The 23,454-nt window shown below is 63.5% G+C and carries 18 protein-coding genes; 14 read left to right on the forward strand and 4 right to left on the reverse strand.

Going from position 1 to position 23,454, the window contains the following annotated elements:
* Positions 1-19: 19 nt before the first annotated feature.
* The 8 genes from JQ604_RS28970 to JQ604_RS29005 all read left to right on the forward strand — a co-directional run bounded on the left by JQ604_RS28970 (position 20) and on the right by JQ604_RS29005 (position 9,412).
* Positions 20-1,540 (forward strand): ABC transporter substrate-binding protein, encoded by a 1,521-nt coding sequence (locus JQ604_RS28970; RefSeq protein ID WP_212364100.1) that lies wholly within the window; start codon positions 20-22, stop codon positions 1,538-1,540.
* A 105-nt stretch (positions 1,541-1,645) separates the two neighbouring features.
* Positions 1,646-2,563, forward strand: coding sequence for an ABC transporter permease (locus JQ604_RS28975; protein ID WP_212364101.1), 918 nt, complete (start codon positions 1,646-1,648; stop codon positions 2,561-2,563).
* Between the two features lies 1 nt (position 2,564).
* Positions 2,565-3,476, forward strand: coding sequence for an ABC transporter permease (locus tag JQ604_RS28980; protein WP_212364102.1), 912 nt, complete (start codon positions 2,565-2,567; stop codon positions 3,474-3,476).
* On the forward strand, positions 3,476-4,462 hold the full coding sequence (locus tag JQ604_RS28985; RefSeq protein ID WP_212364103.1) for an ABC transporter ATP-binding protein: 987 nt from the start codon (positions 3,476-3,478) through the stop codon (positions 4,460-4,462). Before JQ604_RS28980 ends, JQ604_RS28985 begins: the two co-directional genes overlap by 1 nt.
* Positions 4,459-5,457, forward strand: a complete 999-nt coding sequence (locus JQ604_RS28990) for an ABC transporter ATP-binding protein (RefSeq protein ID WP_212364104.1) — start codon at positions 4,459-4,461, stop codon at positions 5,455-5,457. Before JQ604_RS28985 ends, JQ604_RS28990 begins: the two co-directional genes overlap by 4 nt.
* Before the next feature lie 67 nt (positions 5,458-5,524).
* A complete protein-coding gene (locus tag JQ604_RS28995; protein WP_212364105.1) occupies positions 5,525-6,910 on the forward strand; it encodes a M20 family metallopeptidase in 1,386 nt (461 codons plus the stop codon).
* Between the two features lie 165 nt (positions 6,911-7,075).
* Positions 7,076-8,500 carry an MmgE/PrpD family protein gene (locus JQ604_RS29000; RefSeq protein ID WP_212364106.1) on the forward strand — a complete coding sequence of 475 codons (1,425 nt, stop codon included), beginning with the start codon at positions 7,076-7,078 and terminating at the stop codon, positions 8,498-8,500.
* A 267-nt stretch (positions 8,501-8,767) separates the two neighbouring features.
* Entirely contained in the window at positions 8,768-9,412 is a 645-nt protein-coding gene (locus JQ604_RS29005) for a hypothetical protein (RefSeq protein ID WP_212364107.1), read from the forward strand.
* 422 nt (positions 9,413-9,834) lie between these two features.
* Here the strand turns inward: JQ604_RS29005 and JQ604_RS29010 are convergent, their stop codons facing one another.
* Together JQ604_RS29010 and JQ604_RS29015 are read right to left on the reverse strand one after the other, a co-directional pair.
* Positions 9,835-11,082, reverse strand: coding sequence for an NAD(P)/FAD-dependent oxidoreductase (locus JQ604_RS29010; protein ID WP_212364108.1), 1,248 nt, complete (start codon positions 11,080-11,082; stop codon positions 9,835-9,837).
* 6 nt (positions 11,083-11,088) lie between these two features.
* A complete protein-coding gene (locus JQ604_RS29015; protein ID WP_212364109.1) occupies positions 11,089-12,474 on the reverse strand; it encodes a PLP-dependent aminotransferase family protein in 1,386 nt (461 codons plus the stop codon).
* Between the two features lie 238 nt (positions 12,475-12,712).
* On the opposite strand from JQ604_RS29015, the gene JQ604_RS29020 reads away from it, so the two are divergent.
* The 6 genes from JQ604_RS29020 (at position 12,713) to eutC (ending at position 19,337) form a co-directional block, all read left to right on the forward strand.
* Positions 12,713-13,951 carry an ABC transporter ATP-binding protein gene (locus JQ604_RS29020; protein WP_249158797.1) on the forward strand — a complete coding sequence of 413 codons (1,239 nt, stop codon included), beginning with the start codon at positions 12,713-12,715 and terminating at the stop codon, positions 13,949-13,951.
* A complete protein-coding gene (locus JQ604_RS29025) occupies positions 13,948-15,009 on the forward strand; it encodes an ABC transporter substrate-binding protein (protein ID WP_212364110.1) in 1,062 nt (353 codons plus the stop codon). Before JQ604_RS29020 ends, JQ604_RS29025 begins: the two co-directional genes overlap by 4 nt.
* 67 nt (positions 15,010-15,076) lie before the next feature.
* The gene (locus JQ604_RS29030; protein ID WP_212364111.1) at positions 15,077-16,300 is read left to right on the forward strand and encodes an ABC transporter permease; all 1,224 of its coding nucleotides are present in this window, start codon (positions 15,077-15,079) and stop codon (positions 16,298-16,300) included.
* 6 nt (positions 16,301-16,306) lie between these two features.
* Positions 16,307-17,131 (forward strand): ABC transporter permease, encoded by an 825-nt coding sequence (locus JQ604_RS29035; RefSeq protein ID WP_212364112.1) that lies wholly within the window; start codon positions 16,307-16,309, stop codon positions 17,129-17,131.
* Positions 17,132-17,142: 11 nt separating this feature from the next.
* Positions 17,143-18,540: an ethanolamine ammonia-lyase subunit EutB gene (locus tag JQ604_RS29040; protein ID WP_212364113.1), complete on the forward strand. Its 1,398-nt coding sequence runs from the start codon at positions 17,143-17,145 to the stop codon at positions 18,538-18,540.
* Between the two features lie 2 nt (positions 18,541-18,542).
* Positions 18,543-19,337 carry an ethanolamine ammonia-lyase subunit EutC gene (gene eutC, locus JQ604_RS29045; protein WP_212364114.1) on the forward strand — a complete coding sequence of 265 codons (795 nt, stop codon included), beginning with the start codon at positions 18,543-18,545 and terminating at the stop codon, positions 19,335-19,337.
* A 676-nt stretch (positions 19,338-20,013) separates the two neighbouring features.
* Here the strand turns inward: eutC and JQ604_RS29050 are convergent.
* Positions 20,014-21,729: a tannase/feruloyl esterase family alpha/beta hydrolase gene (locus tag JQ604_RS29050; protein WP_212364115.1), complete on the reverse strand. Its 1,716-nt coding sequence runs from the start codon at positions 21,727-21,729 to the stop codon at positions 20,014-20,016.
* A gap of 79 nt (positions 21,730-21,808) precedes the next feature.
* Entirely contained in the window at positions 21,809-23,407 is a 1,599-nt protein-coding gene (locus tag JQ604_RS29055) for a class I adenylate-forming enzyme family protein (protein WP_212364116.1), read from the reverse strand.
* Positions 23,408-23,454 lie beyond the last annotated feature (47 nt).

Below are 23,454 nucleotides of genomic sequence, written 5' to 3' on the forward strand. Positions count from 1 at the left end.
GGAATCGGAAATGCTGGGAATGAACAGAGGCTTTGCCTTGGTGCTGACGTCTGTCGTTCTCGCCGGAACGGCGTTGAGCACCCCCGCTTGGGCGCAGAAGGCCGCCAACACCATCCGTTTCGCCTATGACCAGGCCCCCGAAAGCGTCGATCCTTTCTTCAACAATACCCGTATCGGCGTCATCATCGGCGCCAATGTCTGGGACACGCTGGTCTACCGCGACCCCGTCACCAATGAATACAAGGGCCAACTCGCCACGAGCTGGAAACAGGTCGACGACAGGACGATCGATTTCGACCTGCGCCAGGGCGTGAAGTTCCATAATGGCGAAGAGTTCGACGCGGACGATGTCGTCTACACGCTGAACTTCATCGCCAGGCCCGAGAACAAGGTCGTCACCCAAGGCAATGTCAACTGGATCGAGAAGGCGGAAAAGCTCGACAAATACAAGGTCCGCCTGACCACCAGGGAGGTCTTTCCGGCCGCGATCGAATATCTCGCCGGCCCGGTCGTGATCCATCCGAACGAATATTACGAGAAGGTTGGTCCCAAGGGCCAGAACGAGAAGCCAGTGGGCTCTGGCCCCTACAAGGTCACGAATTACGTCCCGGGCAAGTCGATCACGCTGGAGCTCAACAAGGACTATTTCAGCGGTTCGCCCAAGCCCAGGGCCAGGATCGGCAAGGTCGAGATCCGCTTCATCCCCGATCGCCAGACCCAGATGGCCGAAGCGCTCTCGGGCGGAGTCGACCTGATCATGAACGTGCCGAAGGACCAGGCCGACCAGTTCAAGACAGTTCCCACGCTGCAGGTCGTCTCGGGCGAGACCATGCGTATCGTCTTCATGCAGATTAACGCACTCGAAAACTCGCCGGCGCCCGCGCTCAAGGACGAACGCGTGCGCAAGGCGATCATCCACGCCATCGACCGTGAGGCCATGGTCAAGAACATCGTCGGCGAGGGTTCGCGCGTCCTCAACACGATCTGCTTCCCCTCGCAGTTTGGCTGCACGGACGAAGGCGCGGCGCGCTACCCTTACGATCCCGCCAAGGCCAAGGCGCTGCTGGCCGAGGCCGGCGTCTCCAACCTGACGCTCGACATCGTCGCCTATCGCGAGCGCAACCAGACCGAGGCGCTGATCGGCTATCTCCAGCGGGTCGGCATCAAGACCAATCTGCGCTTCCTGCAATATGCCGCGATGCGCGAGGTCGTCAGCTCGAACAAGGCGATGCTGACCCATCAGACCTGGGGCTCCTTCTCGGTCAACGACGTCTCGGCCTCGACGCCGAATTTTTTCGCGTTCCGCAGCGAGGACATCACCCGCGACGCCGCGGTCCGCGACCTGCTCAACAAGGGCAACAACTCGGTAGACCCCGAGATCCGCAAGGACGCCTACAGGCGTGCCCTCAAGATCATCGCCGACAAAGCCTATGCCGTGCCGCTCTTTTCGCTGTCGACCTATTACGTCGCCAGCAAGGACCTCGTCTTCAAGCCCTACCCGGACGAGATCGTGCGGTTCTGGGAGATGAGCTGGAAGTAGTCCGAAAGGAGCGAAGCTTTACGATCGACTCCGGCGCTCCGCTTCGCTGCGGCCGGGATGACGAACGGAATATCGGAAAATCATGAAAAAACCCGGACAAACCCCTTGCTAGGCTTCATCCTCAAGCGCCTCGGCCTCGCGCTCCTCGTCGCGCTCGCGGTCTCCGCCATCGCCTTCTTCCTGCTACGGCTTACGGGCGATGTCGCGGTGGCGATCGCCGGCGAGGGCGCGCGGCAGGCCGATATCGAGCTGATCCGCAAGACCTACGGGCTCGATCGACCGGTCGTCATCCAGTATCTCGACTGGCTCTGGAAAACGCTGAACGGCGATCTCGGCACCTCGATCTATTTCAAGACCAATGTCGCCCCGTTGATCATCGACAAGCTGCCGGTGACGCTGATCCTGGGCCTGAGCTCGCTCGCTCTCGCGCTTGCGATCTCGATTCCGCTCGGCGTGCTGGCGGCGATCTACGCCAACAGCTGGATCGACCGCGTCGCCCTCGCCATCGCGGTCGTCGGCCAGGCGCTGCCGAATTTCTTCTTCGCGCTGATCCTGGTCATGCTTTTCTCGATCACGCTGCGCTGGCTGCCGGTCTCCGGCTCGCAGACCTGGCAGCACTATGTCATGCCGACGATCGCACTCGGCTATTACGCCGCTCCCGCCTTCATGCGCCTGATCCGGGCGGGCATGATCGAGGTGCTCTCGGCCGATTATGTCCGCACCGCCCGCGCCAAGGGCCTGCCGGCGCACAAGATCATCTTCAAGCACGCGCTACGCAACGCAGTCGTGCCCGTGGTGGCGCTGGCGGCGGTGCAGCTCGGCTTCCTCCTCGGCGGCTCGGTGGTGATCGAGACCATCTTCGCGCTCGATGGTCTGGGCTACCTCGCCTATCAGAGCATCACCTACAAGGATTTCCCGGTCATGCAGGCCGTCGTCCTGCTGCTCTCGGTGGTCTACGTCCTGCTGACGCTGCTCGCTGACATCGCCAATGCCTGGCTCGATCCGCGCATCCGGGTGGCCTGAGATGCAAAATCCCGAAACAGGAACGGCGGTTCTCTCGGTCGCGGATGCGCCCGAGCTCTCGGAAGGCCGCAAGCTACTGCGCCGGTTCCTCGGCCAGAAAGCCTTCACCCTGGGCTTCGGCCTGCTCGCGCTGTTCATCGCGATCGCGCTGCTGGCCCCGCTGCTCGCGCCGCACGATCCCTATGGGCAGGATTTGACCGCCCGCAACGTCCCGCCCTTCTGGTACGCCAAGGGCGACTGGGTCCATCCGCTCGGCACCGACCCGCTCGGCCGCGACTACCTCTCCCGCCTGATCTACGGCGCCCGGATCTCGCTGCTGATCGGCATCTGCGTCGTCATCATCTCCGGCGTGGTCGGCACGACCATGGGCGTGCTCGCCGGCTATTTCGGCGGGCGCATCGACATGGCGATGACCTTCCTCGTGACGACGCGGCTGTCCATGCCGGTAATCCTGGTCGCGCTCGCCGTCGTCGCCATCATCGGCTCCTCACTCTGGATCGTCATCCTCGTGCTCGGCCTGCTGAAATGGGACCGTTTCGCCGTGGTGATGCGCAGCGCGACCCAGCAGGTGCGCTCGCTCGACTATGTCGCCGCGGCCCAGGCGGCCGGCGCCTCGACGACGCGCATCATCCTGGGCGAAGTGCTGCCCAACATCGCCCCCCACCTCATCGTCGTCGCTACGCTGGAAGCCGCGAGCGCGATCCTGCTCGAGGCCGCCCTTTCCTTCCTTGGCTTGGGCGTGCAGCCACCCCTGCCCTCCTGGGGCCTGATGATTTCGGAGGCCAAGGTCCACATGTTCTTCTCATTCTGGCAGATCGCCCTTCCCGGTTCGGCGCTGGCGCTGCTGATCTTCGCGATCAATCTCGCCGGCGACGGCTTGCGCGACGCGATCTCGCCAGAGGGGCGCAACTGATGCAAGCTTCGGAAAGCACCGTCATCCTCGAGGTCGACGGCCTCAGCGTCGACATCGCGACGCCGCGCGGGCCGCTCCATGCCGTGCGTGACCTGTCCTTCAAGGTCGAGCGCGGCAAGACGCTCTGCCTCGTCGGCGAATCCGGTTGCGGCAAGTCGATGACCTCGCTCGCCATCATGGATCTGCTGCCGCAGGCGGCCAGGCGCAGCGCGCGCAAGCTCGCCTTCACCGGCGAGGACCTCGCCGGGGCCGGGGCCAAGCGCATCAACCGCCTGCGCGGCGACCGCATGGCGATGATCTTCCAGGAACCGGTGACGGCGCTGAACCCTGCCTACACCATCGGCGACCAGATGACCGAGGCCTACCGCCTGCATAAAAAGGCGAGTGCTGAGGAAGCCCGCAAGCGCGCCATCTACCTGCTCGGCAAAGTCGGTATCGCCAACGCCACGCAGCGCCTCGGGCAATATCCGCACCAGCTCTCGGGCGGACTGCGCCAGCGCGTGATGATCGCGATGGCGCTGATGTGCGATCCCGAGTTGCTAATCGCGGACGAACCGACGACGGCGCTCGACGTCACCATCCAGGCCCAAATCCTGCGCCTGCTGGCCGATCTCCAGGCCGAGTTCGGCATCGCCATGGTGCTGATCACCCATGATCTCGGCATCGTCGCGCGCATCGCCGACTGGGTCGGCGTGATGTATGCCGGCCAGATCGTCGAGGAGGGGCCGACCGAGGCGATCTTCCGGCGCCCCCGCCATCCCTATACGCAAGGGCTGATCGACTGCATTCCGGTTCCGGGCCGGACCGAGCCCGGCGGAACGCTCGGCGTCATTCCCGGCGTCGTGCCCTCCCTTGTCGGCCAGATCAGGGGCTGCAGCTTCCGCGACCGCTGCAAATATGCCGAGGCCGCCTGCGCGCAGGAGCCGCCGGTTCGCCACAGGGCTGACGGCCATAACTGGCGCTGCATCCTGGAGGACGCGGCATGAGCTCACCATCGTCACCCGGCGCCCTGCTGGAAGCCCACGACCTGACCCGCTCCTTCTCGGTCAGCCAGGGCCTGTTCGAGGGCAGGCGCATTTTGCATGCGGTCAACGGCGTATCGCTCTCGATCGCCAAGGGCGAGGTTCTCTGCATCGTCGGTGAATCCGGCTGCGGCAAGTCCACGCTCGCGCGCATGCTGCTCGGCCTGCTGCCGCCCAGCGCGGGCGCGATCGCGTTCGGTGGCGAGGATGTCCGCAGGCTCGGCCGGCTCGGCATGGCAAGGCGCGTCCAGCCAGTCTTCCAGGATCCTTATTCCTCGCTCAACCCGCGCCGGACCGTCGCCTCGATCGTCGCCCTGCCGCTCGCCGTCCAGGGCATCGGCAGCAGCGCCGAACGCCGTAAGCGCGCGCTCGACATCCTCGACAAGGTCGGCCTGCCCAAACGCTTCGCCGACCGCTACCCACGCGAACTTTCCGGTGGCCAGCGCCAGCGTGTCGCCATTGCCCGCGCCCTGATCCTGAACCCCGACGTGGTGATCTGCGACGAGCCGACCTCGGCGCTCGACGTCTCCGTCCAGTCGCAGATCCTGAATCTGCTCGGCGATCTGCGCCGCGAGTTGGGGCTCACCTATGTCTTCATCAGCCACAATCTCGTGGTCGTGGAGCACATCGCGACCCGTGTCGCGGTGATGTATCTCGGGCGCATCGTCGAGCTGACCGGGACCGCGACCCTCTTCAGGGCGCCGCGCCACCCCTACACCAGGGCGCTGCTGGCCTCGGTGCTGACGCCGGAGCCGCGCGCCGGCATCCCCGACACCGGCCTCGGCCTCGCCTTCCCCGATCCGCTCGACCCGCCGCCGGGCTGCCCTTTCCATCCTCGCTGCCCTTCGAGGATGCCGCATTGCGCGACCGTGACGCCGCCTTTGCGCCAGGACGAGAGCGGACTGGTTGCGTGCCATTTGTATGAGCCACGGACGGCAGCGCCAACGGTCGTGGCTTGAGACGCTTCTCGCAGCCTCATCCTGAGGACAGAGAGTTATCGCACTCGAATACCTAACGGAGATCAACGTGACCCGCACCCAGGCCATCGCGCATGCGCAAGACTATTTCGACTCGGGCGCCTTCAAGAGTGACCTGACCCGGCTCGTTGCGATGCCGACCGAGAGCCAGAACCCCGAGCGTGCGCCGGTGCTTGCAGCATATCTCGAGACCGAAATGCGCCCGCTGCTGGAGAAGCTCGGCTTCACGTGCCGGATTCTGACCCATCCCCGCGCCAAGGGGCCGTTCCTCTTCGCCGAGCGCCTGGAGGATCCGAGCCTGCCGACGATCTTCGGCTACGGCCATGGCGACGTCATTCGCGGCCTCGACCAGCAATGGAGCGCGGGATTGTCACCCTGGACTCTGACCGAGCGCGGCGACCGCTGGTATGGCCGCGGCGTCGTCGACAACAAGGGCCAGCACGTCATCAACCTCAATGCGCTGCGCGCCGTGCTGGAGACGCGCGGAAAACTCGGTTTCAACGCCAAATACCTGATCGAGATGGGCGAAGAGTGCGGATCGCCGGGCCTGCGCGAACTCTGCGCCGAGCAGGCGGAGCTGTTCAGGGCTGATGTGCTGATCGCGTCGGACGGCCCGCGCCTCAATGCCGAACGCCCGACGATCTTCCTGGGATCGCGCGGCGGCGTCATGTTCGACCTGACCATCACCGCCCGCGAGGGCGGCCATCATTCCGGCAATTGGGGCGGCATCCTCTCCGATCCCGCGATCCAGCTCGCCCACGCCATCGCCTCGATCGCGTCGCCGACCGGCCGGATCCGCATCCATGAATGGGTGCCGAAGGAACTGCCCGAGCCCGTGCGCAGGGCGCTGGCCGATTGCGAGGTCGATGGCGGGCCTGACGGCCCGACGATCGATCCGGATTGGGGCGAGCCCGGTCTGTCGCCGGCCGAACAGGTCTTCGGCTGGTGCTCGTTCGACGTGCTGGCGATGAAGTCGGGCGAGCCGGAAACGCCGGTCAGCGCAGTGCCACCGAGCGCCTGGGCGCGCTGCCAGTTGCGCTTCGTCGTCGGCGTCGACCCGCAGGAGGCGATCCCGGCCCTGCGCCGCCACCTGGCGCGCCATGACTTCCCCATGGTCGAGATCGTCGCGCGGAAGGAGATCTTCAACGCCACCCGCCTCGATCCCGAAGACGCCTGGGTACATTGGGCGGTGGCTTCGATCGCCCGATCCACCAACAAGAAACCGGCCCTTCTGCCCAATCTCGGCGGCTCGCTGCCCAACGATATCTTCTCGGAGATTCTCGGCCTGCGCACGATCTGGGTGCCGCATTCCTATCCTGGCTGCTCGCAACATGCGCCCGACGAGCATCTGCCGGCGGCAATCGCGCGCGAGGGCCTGACGATGATGGCGGGTCTGTACTGGGATTTGGGCGAGGGAACGACGCCGGCGCTCTGAGCCCTCATGCGTTCGGCCGGCGCGGCGCCCTTTCCGGCGGAACATGGCGGGCGGGGCCCTGGCCGACAGACTGGGGAAGATACATTCATGACAGCTCCCGGCTGTTTCCACGACAAGAGTTGCAGTCCCCCAGTCAGGTAGCCACAGACGATTCAAGGAGAAAACATGAGCGCGAACCAACAGGCCACGAAAACCCTCTCGCATTGGGCGGCCACGGTACCAGCGCGATGGGCACCATCGACGCTCCGGATCGCCGAGCATTCCCTGGAGGACACCATCGCAGCGATGGTGGCGGGCGCAGGAGACCGCGTTTCGGCGTCCGTCCGGCTGGGGCTGGGGTCTGGAGCAGGATCCGTTCCCGTCATTGGCAGCACCAAGGGGTTGTGCGCGCCATTGAGTGCGCTCGCGAACGGAACAGCGGCGCATGCAAGAGAGCTGGACGAGATGTTCTTGGTTGCGGGAGGCCATTTCGGCTGCGCCGTCATTCCGGCGATTCTGGCGCAGGCTTTCGAGATGGACGCCTCGCTGGACCAGGTTCTGGATTCGCTGATTGTTGGCAGCGAAGTGATGGCCCGAATTGGCTTGGCCATGAACAGGGCGCATTTCGAAAAAGGCTGGCACGGCACGCAGACGATCGGCGTGATCGCCGCTGCCGCCGCTTGCGCAAGACTCCGGGGCCTGGACACCGACAAGATGACTCACGCGCTCAGCCTGGCGGTTTCCATGGCCGCGGGCCCCAAGGTGCAGTTCGGCACTGACGCCAAGCCGATGCATGCTGGGCTGGCCGCGCAGGGTGGCGTCTTGGCGGCCTCATTGGCGGCAGCGGGAGTGAGAGGCAGTGACGTGGCGCTGGAAGGCCCGCACGGCTTTGGCGCGCTGTATGCCGGCCACACGATGGCTGACTGGTCCGTTGTGGCAAACGTCCATGACGAACCCTTGGCCATTGAGAGCCACGGGCTTTCATTCAAGCTGTACCCGAACTGCGCGTCAACACATCGATGCCTTGACGCTTTGCAATCTCTTACGGCAGAGCACCGCTTCGATGCAGATGAGGTCGCACACGTCGAAACGCTGGTAGGGCGGGTCAACATGGTGAACCTCATGTATTCCGAGCCCCAGGATTCGCGGGAAGCCATGTTCTCGATGCAGTATGCCCTTGCAACCATGCTTCGCTATGGCACCGTGGAACTCGCCGACTTCACCCCGCAGGCGGTGCGCGATGCCAAGACCCGGCGCCACATGCAAATCGTCGAAATGCGACTGGATCCGAAGGCCGAAACCGGCACGGAAACTGCGAAGAATCTATTCCCTCACACAACGATCGTGACCTTGAAGGACGGCCGACGCCTGACGCGAACCTTGCAGCACGCCAAGGGGTCCTTGTTGAACCCGTTTTCTGCATTGGATCGGCAAGCAAAGTTTGACCAGTGCATGGCCGGCATCGCTCCCGCAGAACACCTCATGCAGGTTCGCCAGATTCTGTCCGCTCCGCAGGGCATCAAGGTTCGCCGCTTGCTGGAACTGCTCCAGTTCGAGACTCACGTGGATGACGGAGAGCGTTTTCACCGCACCACTGGGTGCACATCCTGAGCACCATCGGCGCGGCCTCGTTACCCTCCGGCGGGCGCGAAGAGGTGCATGCTGCCTGGTGACGGGCTCAGGTGTCGCTTGGCAGTTAATTGTGAGAATGCGGCTGTTCCGGCGAAATACCGGAGTGGACTTGCACCCTACTTTGGCCGTTACCTGTTCAGTTCTTATGACGTCGGGATCTGTAAACCCGCGCCTAGCCTCTTTCTCCGAGCCGCACAAAAATGGATTTTGCGCCAAGCCAATGCGCGGTGATAAAGGATAGCGATGTTGGCAAATCCAAGCTGCAATCGCGGCCGAGATGAAGGCGTTCCACTACCTGCCGAACGATCCGTCATCTGCAAGCCCGCGCCAAACCCGGTCTACGACGCGCTGAAAGAGATTCATTACAACGACAAGGTCTTCAGCTTTGGTATCTCCGACAGTCCCGGCGGCACGTATCTTTATCCACTAGGCAAGAAAACCGGCGTCCTAGTCACCGGCAAGCCCGTCAATACCCAGTTGCCGCCGCCTTTCAGCCAGGTACCCAACATCCTGGGAGTCGGCCACCAAATCCACCACAAGTTTGTGGTGTGCGGCTTCAGGGGAAACGACCCGGTGGTGTTCTGCGGATCGTCGAATCTCGCGCTCGGCGGTGAAGAATCCAATGGCGACAATCTGCTTGCGATCTACGATGACGATGTTGCTACCGTCTTTGTCATCGAGGCGTTGTTGTTGATCGATCATTTCAACTTCTTGGACAGTGCAGCAAGAGGTCCGAAAGCCAAGAAGCGAGGACCAAAGGAAAAGAAGCAGGCCGAAACGCAGCAGATGGCTGTCGATGCCGGCTGGCTTCTGTCGACCAGTGATGGTTGGGCGGCGAAATACTACGATCCGAAAGATTTGCACTCAATAGATCGAGATCTGTTCGCCTAAACGGCAGAGTGTGCCTTTCCCCACACCAACCAAACTTACGATACCTCATCCAATCATTTGCATAGGCACCCTTGCGGGAGATTCGAACAATCGGATACCGGAGAGAGCTGTGGCGTAGAAATGGCGGAGAGAGTGTCAGTCAATCCCCGTTGAAAGATAAAGGACTTTTGGCTTTCATAGACCAGAACCCACCATTTGAGTCACGACCAAAATGGTGTTTCACTTCCTGAGTCCAGACAACAACGCCATTACGCGCCTGACCAAGGGCAAATTGCTGTCGTAATAGCGCGACGTGGTTGCGGGGAAGCGCAACCGCGAAGACCGACATCCGTTGAAAAGTGGTCGATCGATCGTTCGCGCCTCAGTTTTGGTCTTCACCTCGATGTCCGGGCTCGAGACACAACCGAGCCGCGAAAAATCGCTCAAGCAAACCGATCCGGCCGAAAAGCGTCAAGGTTCAAAGCCTCATTTCGATTTTCGATGAGACTGGCAACCATGCGGCTCGTGGCGCCGGCCAGGGTCATGCCGAGATGTCCATGGCCAAAAGCGTAGATCAGGTTCGGATAGCGCCGACTGTGTCCGATGACCGGCAAGGAATCGGGAAGCGAGGGACGAAAGCCCAGCCATCGCGACTGGACGGCTCCGAGGTCAGGGAAAAGCTTGCGGACGCCCCGCTCTAGAAGCGCGGTTTGCTTCGGATTGAGCGGCGCGGAAAGACCCCCGAGCTCGACAGTTCCCGCAACCCGCAGCCGGCCCGTCATAGGCGTGGCATAGAAGCCGAGATCGACTGGGCTGACCGGCCGCTTGATCGGACAGGTGTCCATCGCGAACTCGATGTGATAGCCGCGCTCGGTATCGAGCGGGATTTTCTCGCCAGCTTGTGCGGCCAGATCCCGGGACCAAGCACCGGCTGCGAGGACAACCGTTTGCGCTTCGATCGAGCGATCGCTGCACGCCAGACGGATTTGGCCTCCGTCCTGTGGTTGCAGCCTATCAACCCGCGCCCGTTCGAACGAAGCGCCCTTCGCCGCGGCCGCGACCGCCAGCCGACCGGTCAGCGCTGCTGGATCGACAATGTGAGCTGCATCAGGGAAAAGAATTCCGCCGGATGCGCGAGGCAGCGCAGGCTCCAGCCTTGCGACCTCTTCTGACGTCAACCGCTCCTGTCGGACGCCTAGCTCGTTGCGCAGCCGGGCGCCCCACTCGCCGTCTTCTCGCGGCATTTTTCCCCGATAGAGATAGAGGCACCCCTCATATCGGATTAGATCTGACAGTCGGGCTTGCTCTGCGAGTTCACGCCAAGTCGGCATCGCATCTTTAAGCAGCTCCGCCAGCGCGTAAGCGTTGCGGCGCGCGCGGACGGGCGTGGATTGCCAAAGGAAGCGCGACAGCCAGGGAAAAAGCGCGGGCAATGCAGCCGGCCTGACGGCGAGAGGGCTGTCCCGATTGACAAGCAGGCTCGGCAGATTCCGGAGAACGTCGGGGTTGCCGACGGGTGCGCAGGCATAGGGCGCCAGTGTTCCGGCATTGCCGTAGGAGGCGCCCGAACCTGGGTCGTTGGGATCAATGACGACGACATCACGGCCATCGCTCGCCACCTGGAACGCAATCGCAAGCCCAATGATTCCGGCTCCGACGATCACAACGTCTGTTTTGATCGATTCGGCCACGACGCCTCAGACCGCGCCGGAGATTTCGAAATGACCGGCGTTCAGCAGGTCGGCCATGATCGACAGCGCCTGCCGCAACTCGCCGGATGAGGGAGCGGCGCCGACATTGATCCGCACCGCATGGGCAAGCGTCTCGCGTCCGACGGCGAACGCGTCGGCCGGGAGCACGCCAACGCCGCGCTGACGGCAGGCGCGGGCGAACGCCGCACCGCGCCAGGGTTCGGGCAAATGCAGCCAGGCGTGCGGCGACGTCTCCTGCGTCTGAACATCGAACGCCACAAGCGCCTCGCGCAGGATTGCCTGACGCCGGCGCAGCTCCTCGCGCTGGACCTCGATGATGCGCGTCGCGGTCCCCTCCTCCAGCAAGATCGTGGCGATCAAGGCCGTGAGCGGACTGATGCTCCAGCAATCGATCCGCAGCGCCGCCGCGACATTGCCCAGCACCGCACGGGGCGCGACAACGAACCCATAGCGCAGGCCGGGCGCGATGCATTTCGACAGTCCGCTGATGTGGACGGTGAGTTCCGGCTCGAGAGCAGCGAACGACGGAACGGCACGATCGAGCAGCGGACGGTAGACGTCGTCCTCGATGATCAGAACATTGTGGCGGCGCGCGATCGCGGCGAGTGCGCGGCGGCGTTCTTCGCTCAATGTGACCGTTGTCGGATTGTGCAGGCTGGGCACGACGAACACGGCACGAGGGCGCAAGGTCGCGCAGGCCGACTCGAACGCGTCGGGCCGCATGCCCTCGCGATCGATCGATACCCCGCGGAGGTCGACGCCGTGCGACCGGCAAAGCGCGCTGATGCCTTGGTAGGTGATAGAATCGGCGAGCACGATATCGTCGGGCTGGGTCAGGGCCCGCAACACGCAGGCAAGGCCATGCTGGGCACCGTCGGTCAGGACGACACGACCGGCGTCACCGTCACCGGCAACGCCATCGAGCCAATCTGCCACCGCGGCGCGCGCCCATTCCGGACCTTCGGGGGGATGGTAGTCCTGCAAGGCGCCGAACCGGCGATCCTTTGCGAGGTGTGGCAGCAGCAGCGCGAGCGCCTCGCGATAGGCCGACGTCGCCGGCCTGTTGACAGACAGATCGATCAGCCCGGCCTCATCGCTCGGAGCCGATTTGAAGCCACCTTCCTCGGCCTCCTTGCCGGCGACAAGCGTTCCACGACCGGGGCGCGCCTCGACGAGCCCGCGCTGCTGCAAGGCCGAGAAGGCACGGGTCACGGTCGTGACATTGATGCCGAGCAGGCGCGCAATTTCCCGGTGCGGTGGCAACCGGTCGCCCTCAGCCAACTCCCCGCGTGCAATTCGCTCACCGATGGCGTCCGCCAAGCGCTGATAAATTGGTCGGTCGTTGTCCGGCAGTTCCAGATTTTCGAGCATTGCGGCTTGGCGCCTCGAACGTTCTTGTCGTCAGCAAAGCCTTCTTATCATGGAGAAAAGCACCAGACAACCGAACTTGTATGCATACCAACAGCTTCATCAACCTATTATATGGCATATTATCTGCCATAAATTGCATCATACGACCACCTTGACGCTTAAAGCGTCACATTGTACGGTCACTCAATATCCTATTGTCTGACCACATAACTGCGGCAAGGTGCCTGGAGGTCGAGCGATGGTTTCAACCGGACAAAGTTCGTCGCTTCGTGAAGCCATGGCCGAAGGCGCGCCTTCCACAACCGGCCAGCCGGAAGCCGCCGCGGCGGCAGGCAAGCCGGTTGCCGGTCACGAGAAGGGGAAACCGGCCGACGCAAAGTTCGTCGAATTCATCGATGTCGAAAAGCTGTATGGAAACTTTCACGCCGTCCGCCGGCTCAATCTGAGCATTGGCCGAGGGGAGTTTCTGACATTCCTCGGGCCATCGGGCTCCGGCAAGACCACCACCTTGAACATGCTGGCGGGCTTCGAACGCCCGAGCCAGGGCGTGATCACGCTCGACGGGAAATCGGTCGACCGTCTGCCGCCCTATGAGCGGAACATCGGTATGGTGTTCCAGAACTACGCGCTATTTCCGCACATGAGTGTGGCCGACAACGTCGCATTCCCGCTGTCGGTGCGAAAGGTGCCGAAGGCCGAGATCGGGCCCCGCGTCATCCGCGCGCTCGAAATGGTGAAGCTGGAGCGCTTCAAGGACCGCAGGCCGACGCAGCTCTCCGGCGGACAGCAGCAGCGCGTCGCGCTCGCCCGGGCGCTGGTCTTCCAGCCGACCCTGGTGCTGATGGACGAGCCGCTCGGCGCGCTCGACAAGAAGCTGCGCGAGCATATGCAGATCGAGTTGAAGCAGATCCACGAAATGCTCGGCGTCACCGTCGTCTACGTGACGCACGACCAGAGCGAGGCGCTGACGATGTCGGATCGCGTCGCGATCTTCGAAAGCGGCGACATCGCGCAGATCGGGACTCCGGACGCGCTCTACAACGAGCCCGCGACCGCCTTCGTCGCCGGCTTCATCGGTGAAAATAATGCGCTGGACGGCATCGTCGAGCGGGTCGACGGCAACCAATGCCTGGTCGCGCTGCCGACGGGACTGACGACAACAGCGATGGCGGTCGGCGGTATCCGGCCCGGCGCTGCAGTCCAGCTGGCGATCCGGCCGGAGCGAATCGGAGGCAGCGACGAGCCGGCGGACAATCGTTTCAAGGCGACGGTCGACGGCCGAATCTATCACGGCGACCATCAACGCCTGCTCGCGCGCTTGCCGAGCGGGCAGGTGCTGACCGTCAAGGTCAGCCCCGATGCCGCGATGGCGGCGGGCGAAACCATCGATCTGGGCTGGCGCACGGTCGACTGCCGGGCCTTTGCGGCGGGCGCAGCTCCAAACGCTAACACCGCGAACACAGGGAGTGTTTCATGAAGCTGATCTACAGGACGACCTTGCTTGCCTTGTTGCCTGCGCTCGCGAGCGCCGGGATCATGTCGCAAATCCGGTCGGCCGCCGCTGCGGAGCTCACCGTCATGGCTACAGGCGGCGAATGGCAGGCGGCGCTGCGCAAGGCCTGGTTCGAGCCGTTCGCCAAGAAGATGGGTATCACGTTCAACGAGCAGGAATACACCGGCGAGCTCGGCAAGATCAAAGCGATGGTCGAGACCGGCAATGTGCCGATCGACCTCGTCACCGTCGAGACCTCGACCGTTCTGCAAGGCTGCGACGCCGGCGTGCTAATCCGCCTCGACTATTCGAAGGTCGCCGATCGCTCGCGATTCCTGCCGGGCACGGCCTTGGACTGCGGTGTCGGCATCGACGTCTATGGCGACGTCCTTGCTTACGACACCACGGTGCTGAAGGAAGCTCCGACATCGGTGCTCGATATCTTCGATACCAAGAAATTCCCCGGCAAGCGCGCCATGCGCAAGGCGCCGGCGCAGAATCTCGAATGGGCGCTGATGGCCGACGGCGTGCCGATCGCCGACGTCTACAAAGTGCTGGCGACGCCTGAAGGCGTCGACCGCGCCTTCAAGAAGCTCGATACGATCAAGAAGGATATCGTCTGGTGGGAGGCCGGCGCGCAGCCGCCGCAACTGCTCGCATCCAAGGAAGTGGTGATGACGACCGCATGGAACGGACGCATTCAAAACGCGATCGACAAGGACAAGCGCCCGTTCGCCATCGTCTGGGACAATCAAATCGTCGAATACGATATGATTGCGATCCCCAAAGGCGCCAAGAATCTCGACCTCGCCTACAAATACCTCGCCTATGCCGCCGAGCCCGAAGTGAGCGCGCAGCTCGGCCGTCACATCCCCTATGGCCCTGTGATGGCCGACGCGACGCCGTTCGTACCCAAGGATGTGCTGTCGAAACTGCCGACGGCGCCGGACCACATGAAGGCCTACCTGGTCGGCGACGTCGAATTCTGGGGCGACCAGGGTGAGGATCTGGTGAAGCGCTTCAACGCCTGGCTCGCCCAGTGAGATAGTGCGGCACCATCGCGATCGGGCAACACCGCCAGATCGCCAGCGACCATGCGAGGTGACGTTCATGTCGTCGATTGCGATACCAGGCATCAAGGCACGGACCGGCGCGACGGATCGCAGCGACAGCCTGCGGCCATTGGCATTGGCCGCGCCGCTCTTGCTGCTGCTCGCCTTCAGCTTCGGGGCACCGATCGTGCTGTTGCTGTCGCGCGCCGTCTACGAGCCGACCATCGCCAATACGTTGCCGCAGACGATTGCGGCCCTGCGCGCCGACAGCGGCGCGGGCGTGCCGGGCGAGCCGGTGTTCCGTGCCTTCGCGGCCGACCTGAAAGCGGCCCAGGCGGGCGGCACGATCTATGAATTCGCCAAGACGCTCAACACGCGCCTGCCCGGGGCGCGGAGCCAGGTGTTGCGCCTCGCGCGGCTCGCCGGCCAGGACCCGGCCGCCACCAAGGAGGCGATCATCAAGGCTGCGCCACTGCTCGGCGAAGACCAGGGCTGGGCGGCGATCCGCTCGGGGACCAACCGCTTCACCTCGTTTTTTCTGCTCAGCGCTTTCGATCTGCGCTGGACCGATCAGGGAACGATCGGCGCGGTCCCGTCCGCTCAGGCTGTGTTCACCCGGGTGTTCGGCCGGACCTTCCTGATCGCGACGCTGGTGACGCTGGCAACGCTGGCACTCGCCTTCCCGCTGGCCTACGTGATGACCAATGTGCGGCCGGTGATCGCCGGCATCGTGCTCGTGCTGGTGCTGCTGCCGTTCTGGACGTCGATCCTGGTGCGCACGGCGGCGTGGACCGTGATCCTGCAAAAATACGGCCTGCTCAACGACCTGCTGCTCTGGCTCGGCGTGACGTCGGACCGCATCGAGCTGATGTACAGCCGGACCGGCCTCATCATCGCGATGACGCACATCCAGCTGCCTTTCACGCTGCTGCCGATCTACAGCGTGATGCGCGCGGTGCAGCCGTCGCAGCTCCGCGCGGCCCAATCGCTCGGCGGCCGGCCCTTCACCGTGTTTCGCAGGGTCTATCTGCCCCAGGTCATGCCGGGCGTGCTGGCAGGCTGCCTGCTCACCTTCATCCTGTGCCTGGGCTACTACATCACGCCGGTCCTGATCGGTGGCGCCAGCGACCAGTTGATCAGCAATTTCATCGCCAACTACGTCAACGTCGAACTGAATTGGGAAATGGCGGCGGCACTCAGCTTCGTGCTGCTGGCGTCCACGCTCGGCCTGTACGTGACGATGACACGCTATCTCGGTCTCGACCTCTTCAAGATGGGATGAAGTGCCATGCTGTCACCCTACCCGACCACGGCTGAACGGATTCGTGTCGCCGCGCTATGGATCTGGTGCGTGCTGGTTCTGATCTACCTCGTCGTGCCGATCTTCGTGCCCGTGCCGCTGTCCTTCAACAGTGGATCATTCTTCACATTCCCGCTCGCGGGCGTATCGACCCGTTGGTACGAGGTCGTGCTCGGGACGGCGCGCTGGCGTGCCGCCATCGGCAACAGCCTGCTGATCGGGTTGGGCGCCACCGTCCTGGCGACATTGCTGGGAACGCTGACTGCGATCGGACTGTCGGATCCGAAATTCCCGGCACGCCGCTTTGTCGTCCCGCTCTTGATCTCGCCCCTGATCGTCCCGGTCGTCGTGACCGCGGTCGGCACCTATCTGTTCTATGCTCGCATCGGGCTCGCCAACACCTATTTCGGCATCATCCTCGCCCACACCGTGCTGGCGAGCCCCTTTGTCGTGGTGACCGTCGGCGCCAGCCTCTCTGGCTTCGATCGCAACCTGATGCGGGCGACATCGATTCTCGGCGCCAAGCCGCTGACCGGGTTCCTCCGGGTCATGCTGCCGATGATCCTGCCCGGTGTCTTGTCGGGTGCAGCCTTCGCCTTTGTGACGTCCTTCGACGAGGTCGTCGTCGCCCAGTTTCTCGCCAACGCGCAGCAGCGCACCCTGCCACTGGAAATGTTCACAGGCCTGCGCGAGCAATTGAGCCCGGCAATCACGGCGGCCGCCACGCTGATGATGGGCCTGTCGATCCTGCTGCTGATCGTCGCCAATCTGCTCGCCCGCCGGTCGCGGCAAGCCGGCGCGCCGGCCGAGTGAGGCCTTGTCGCATGTCCTACCACACCACGATCAACGGCACGCGCTGGAGCTTTCCCGACCTCAGAACGCTGCTCGCCAAGGCGTCGCCGGCGCGCTCCGGTGATGCTCTGGCCGGCGTCGCGGCGCAGAGCGCGATCGAGCGCGTCGCCGCGCAGATGGCGCTGGCCGATCTTCCGCTCAAGACCTTCCTGAATGTCGATCTCGTGCCGTATGAAGACGACGAGGTCACGCGTCTGATCGTCGACGGCCATGACCTCGCGGCATTCGAACCGGTGTCGCATCTGACCGTGGGCGGGTTTCGCGAATGGCTCCTCGACACCGGGACCACGACAGGCCAGCTGACGGCGCTGGCCCCCGGCCTGACCCCGGAAATGACTGCTGCGGTCTCCAAGATCATGCGCGCGCAGGACCTCATCGCGGTCGCCGCCAAATGCAGCGTCGTGACGGCCTTCCACAACACCATCGGATTGCCCGGCCGGCTCTCCACGCGGCTGCAACCGAACCATCCGACCGACGATTCCCGCGGCATTGCCGCGAGCCTGCTGGACGGACTGCTGTTTGGCGCCGGCGACGCCGTGATCGGCGTCAATCCCGCGACCGATACGTTGCAGGATTATATGCGCATCGTCAGCCTACTCGACGAGGTCCGCCAGCGCCTCGATGTTCCGACGCAGACCTGCTGCTTGGGTCATGTCACGACCGCGATCCAGGCCATCAATCTCGGCGCCCCTGTCGATCTCGTCTTTCAATCCATTGCCGGCTCGGAAAAAGCCAACCGTGGATTCGGGATCAGCCTGTCCACCCTCGCCGAGGCCCACGATGCTGCGCTTTCGTTGAATCGCGGCAAAGTCGGCCGCAACGTCATGTATTTTGAGACCGGACAAGGCAGCGCATTGTCCGCCGATGCGCATTTTGGGCTGGACCAGCAGACGATGGAGGCGCGCGCCTACGCCATCGCACGGCACTTCAAGCCGCTGCTGGTCAACACCGTCGTCGGCTTCATCGGCCCCGAATATCTCTACAACGGCAAGGAAATCACGCGGGCCGGGCTCGAGGACCATTTCTGCGGAAAACTGCTCGGCGTGCCGATGGGATGTGACGTCTGCTACACCAACCACGCCGAAGCCGATCAGGACGACATGGATGCGCTGCTGACGCTGCTCAGCGCCGCGGGCGTCAGCTTCGTCATCGCGGTCCCCGGCGCCGACGACGTCATGCTGAACTATCAGAGCCTGGCGTTTCACGACATCCTCTACGTCCGCCAGGCTCTCGGCCGGCGTTGCGCGCCGGAGTTCGAGAACTGGCTGCAACGAACCGGCCTTGCCGATTTGGACGGCCGCCCGCTCGAGCAAGTCACATCCGGAACGATCGGCCCGGCCCTAGCGCTGATCGAGGCGATGAAGGCCTGATCATGCGCGACGACGGTCCCGGAAAAAGCGATCAGCTCGCAACGACCGACCAACTCGCGCGCCTGCGACAATTCACGCCGGCGCGCATCGCGCTCGGTCGCGCCGGGTCCGGGCAACCGACCGGGACGAGCCTCCGCTTCATGCTCGATCATGCCCGCGCACGCGACGCCGTTCACGCTGCACTTGATTTCGAGGCGATTGGACAATCGCTTCGAGAGCGAGGCTGGAGCGCCGTTACCGTCCGGAGCGCTGCGGCCGATCGGACCGAGTATCTGCGCCGCCCGGATCTGGGACGCCGCCTTTCGCCCGAGGGACGTCTTGCCATCGAGGGCCTGCGGCGTGGCGACAATATCGCGATCGTCGCCGCCGATGGTCTCTCCGCTTCGGCCATCGAGATCAACCTTCAGCCATTGCTCGATCATCTGCGACGGCTGTTGTTGGCCCGGGGCCTCACAATCGGTCCCCTCGTTCTGGTCGAGCAGGGACGCGTCGCGATCGGTGACGAGATTGGTGAAATGCTTGGCGCGGGGCTGGTCGTCGTCCTGATCGGCGAACGTCCGGGTCTGTCCGCGGCGGACTCGCTCGGCGCCTACATGACGTGGCGGCCACGGATCGGCACGATGGATTCAAACCGAAACTGCATATCCAATATTCGCCCGGCGGGACTGCCGCCGGAAGAGGCTGCGACACAGATCATCGGCATAATCGAGCTAGCGTTCAAGCATGCCGTGACAGGCGTCCAGCTGAACGACTTGCGGGGAGGTGAAGCAATCCCTGTAGTCGGGCCTCAAGAATAGGCAAACCAAATCGGTCGCCTGGCCAACTGGTAGCTACTTTCACTCTCACGGTGCATGCTGCACCTGCATATTGAATGGCACCGGCGTCGGTAGCGATCCAGTCGCCGCGCCATGAGCCCGAACTGCGCGACTGCAAGGGATGGCCCTAGATCGTCTCAGTCGGGGGCACAGAATCATACAAAGTCGTGGGCAGGCGCAGAAAATCGCACAAATGGCGGAGAGAGTGGGAGTCGAACCAACGGTTTTTAATCATTCCACTTGAAGCTGCTGAGTAAGTGCCTGCCTCCTCCAAAGATTTTGAGTCCGAGCGGGGTTCGATTCCGGTCGGGTGATTGTGGAGACAAGAACCGCCTGGACCGTGCCTGCTGTAGAGCGCTTGCTGATTTGTTTTTGCCAGCCAATGTCGCGTGCCCTCCTGCTGGTATTTCTGCTGGTATCGGCAGCAACGGGTGACAAGAATCATTATGATTTCAAACCGTTATGGTAGTAAGCGATTGTCGGCCAGGGGCACCAGCCTTCGCTGCTTCGCAGCTACGGCTTCGCAAGCCGGTCTCCCGTAGCGAAGCGCCCCCCTGGTCCGCCACAACAGCCGGCCGGATTCGGTCGGCCGCATCATTTTCGACAACGTGAAATGTTCGGGCTGGTCCGTTTCGCATTTGGACGATCTCAAGACCGTTCATGGCGACGACGGCATGCACCGATAGCTTTCGGCGCGCAGACGGTCGCCGCCAGCGTAGTGAGGATAGTTCGGGTAACGGCACATCGGACGGGATGCCAGGAGCTTGAACGGCGCGGCCGTCTCTTTGACGGTCTGGACCAACGCATCCGCCGGCGGCACGCCCTCGTTGACCCACTTGTCCAGCGGGTCGAGCAGATCGACCATGGTCGGCACCAGCTTGCCGTCGGTCACGCTCGTCGCCGGCCCTGAATGCGTGGAGGCGGGCGATATGAAGAGACGAACGGATTGATCGACGGTTGATTTCCCGATCCTTGCCGTAACGGCATCGACGTAATTGATGGCCGAGAGCGGGCTGAGCGCAAGATCGCCGGAGTTGGAGCGAATGATCAACTTGCCGCCGCGCGCGAAAAATACCGACAGATCCGGGTTCGTCGAATCGAGCAATTCAGACAATTGCAGCAGGCGATCGCGAAATTTTTCCGGATCGAACGCACCCGGATCGAACGTCGCGTCCTTGGTGACGAAGAACCGAACAAAATTCGCGCCATACAGCCAGTGGATCGAAGACGTCTCCGGGTCCACGACTGACGTCGGCACGGCTGCTCCTGTCACCCACCGCACCATATGCGGGCTGCGAGGGTCCGGCGTGATCTCGTTGCCGTACAGCCACTTTGGATAGGTCGAGAGGCCGTTTGCGACCGGAAACGGCAGGGTATAGGGCGAATGGACGGCCGCGATGGCTGCAATCTGCTTGTCGGAGAGACAGGTATCGCCGCTGTCCGCACCGTCGGCACAGCGCAATTGCTGCAGATCGATCTTTGCGGGACAGCCGAGATAGTTGTTGATCACGCCGTCCGCGAGTCCGTCCAGCGCATCGCAGCGGTCGGCGACGAATTTCGCGAACATGCCGACTTTCGCGGGCGATACCCATCCGCCTCGAAGCTGTGGCGCCTCATGATGAACGAAAGCCTGGAAAATCATCGAGATTTGAATCGCCGGCACGACGCTGACGATGCCGTCGTAATCCGCCGGGAAGCGCTGGGCCATCGTCAGGCCCTCGCGCCCTCCCTCGGAGCCACCGAAATAATACGTCCGGGATGGCGACTGGTCGTAAAACGCGCGGATCACATCCACGCTGACGTCCTTGACCTTCTTGTAGGAGGCGTAAGCGTAGTTCAGGAGCATTTCGTCATTGAGGCCGAACTGCGCCACGTTAGCCGGCGCATAAGCGGACGCCTGGTGACCGGAATCGGTTCCGAAGGTCGCATAGCCGCGCATCAGCGGGAGCGGATCGTCGGGCGCTGCGTCGCGCAACGGCGCAAGTCCGGTGATCAGCACGCCGTTGTATCCGCCACCGCCATATTGCAGCGCCTTGCCGTTCCAGGAGATCGGCAGGTTGATCTCGAAATTGATCAGCTGCGCGGCGGGATCGATCGGTGCGATGCTGCCGAGCACCTTGCAGAAATCGGGCGTCGCTGGCGTGGCCGCGGCGTTGGCGACGACGATGACAGCCGAGGCAACGCTGGCGTCGCCGCTTGGCAGTCCGATCGACGCGGCGGGAATGACACGACCGGCAAGCGTCGAACAAGCGGCCTTGAGCTGCTCCGCGCCGGGCCGCGCGGCAGGACCGTTCTCTGCGCGGCAGGGGTCGCTGCTCGCCACCAGCACGGACAGCAATAGCAGTGACGTTCCAAGCAGCAAGCCGTGATTCATCTGCACCTCCCATTACTTCGGGCCTTCGCGCTCCCGTCGGCTATCTGATCTTATCGTCTTATCGCCGCAACCGTGACCACTACACTTTCTGCGCCTCCGTCACAGGCCATTTGGCGAGCTCATGCCGCTGGAGCTTGCCGGTGGTGCTGCGCGGAAGTTGTTCGGGCCGCACGAATTCGATGAAGCGCGGGCGCTTGTAGCCGGCCAAATGCTCGCGGCACCAGGCGACGATATCAGCTGCCGAGGCCTGCTGATTCTGGCGCAGCACCAGCACGGCCTTGATCGTTTCACCCCAATGCGGGTCCGGGATGCCGAGCACGCAAACTTCCTGCACGGCGGGGTGGCGCGCGATCACCTGCTCGACCTCCGCCGGATAGACATTTTCGCCACCACTCTTGATCAGATAACGCTTGCGGTCGACATAGGTCAGCGTGCCGTCGGACTCGCGCCGCAGCAGGTCGCCGGTATGAAGCCAGCCGCCCTGGAACACCTCCTCATTGGCCTTGGGATCGTCGAGGTAGCCGCTCATGACGCTCGGCCCTCGCACCACGCATTCGCCGGCCTGGCCGTTCGGCACCTCGTTCATCGCATCATCCACGATGCGAACGTCGAGCAGCGGGCTCGGTTGCTTGCGTAGGCTCGGCTTCTCGCCGGGACGGCAGACGCCATGTGCCAGCAGATAGGAAACCTCGCTCTGGCCGAAGGCATCATAGAAATCGATTTTGAAGGTTGTGGTGAGCTGCGCGACGATATCCGGCATCATGTTGGCGTAGCCGATCGCAAAGCGGAAGCTCGAAAGATCGTAGTCACCGCGGCGTTGATGGTTGAGGACATCGGTCAGGACGCCCGGCAACAGCAGGGTCCAGGTCAGGCGATAACGCTCCATTGCGCGAAACATCGTCTCGGCATCGGCCTTGGCGAAGGTGGCGTAGATGCCGCCCGTGATCAAGGTCGCGTAGAGCGACTCGTCGCCGCCGCAGTGGAATAGAGGTAGCCAGCCGACGAAGCCGTCAGCTCCGGTGAGTCCGAACCATTGCGCCAGCCTGAGGCCTCGGATCGCAGCGGCGCGCTGGCTGATCATGGCGCCCTTCGGTCGCCCGGTGGTGCCGCTGGTGAAGAGGACGTTGTGGATGTCCTCGGGGGAAGCGACGAGGGGCGGCTCGTCCGGCGCGGCGGCCGCGAGCAACGCTTCATAGTCGAGCCAACCCTTGCTTTCGAAACCGTCGAGGCCGATCCAGTGCTCGAGGAAGGGAGCGCGGTCGCGCGACGGAACGATCGCGGCAGCGTGGGTGCCAGAGGCGATCACGACGCTGGGCAGCGTCTTTTCGAGGCAATGAAGCAATTCCTCCGGATGCAGCCGGATGTTCAGTGCAACGACGGTGACGCCGAGCGCCGCGCAGGCGGCATAAGCCTCGATATATTCGGGTCGGGTCTCGCACAGCACGGCGATCCGCCCACCGCGCTGCAATCCGAGATTCGCCAGCGCGCCTGCAAGACGCCACGAACGTTGTCGCAGCTCGGCATAGGTCAGGGAGCCGTGCTCGGAGGTTACGGCAACGCGATCCGCGAAGACAGTGAAGGCACGGCGGAACACACTGTCGATGGTGGTTGAGGAACATGCGGCAGCCTGGGCCGCGGCGGCCATCGGCGGAGGCGACGGGTCATGGCGATGCGGCATCGTGGGGCTCCGTGGCTCTCGTTTGAGCATGATCTCTTCGGAAAACC

It is taken from the genome of Bradyrhizobium jicamae (genome assembly GCF_018130695.1).
Taxonomy (GTDB): domain Bacteria; phylum Pseudomonadota; class Alphaproteobacteria; order Rhizobiales; family Xanthobacteraceae; genus Bradyrhizobium; species Bradyrhizobium jicamae_B.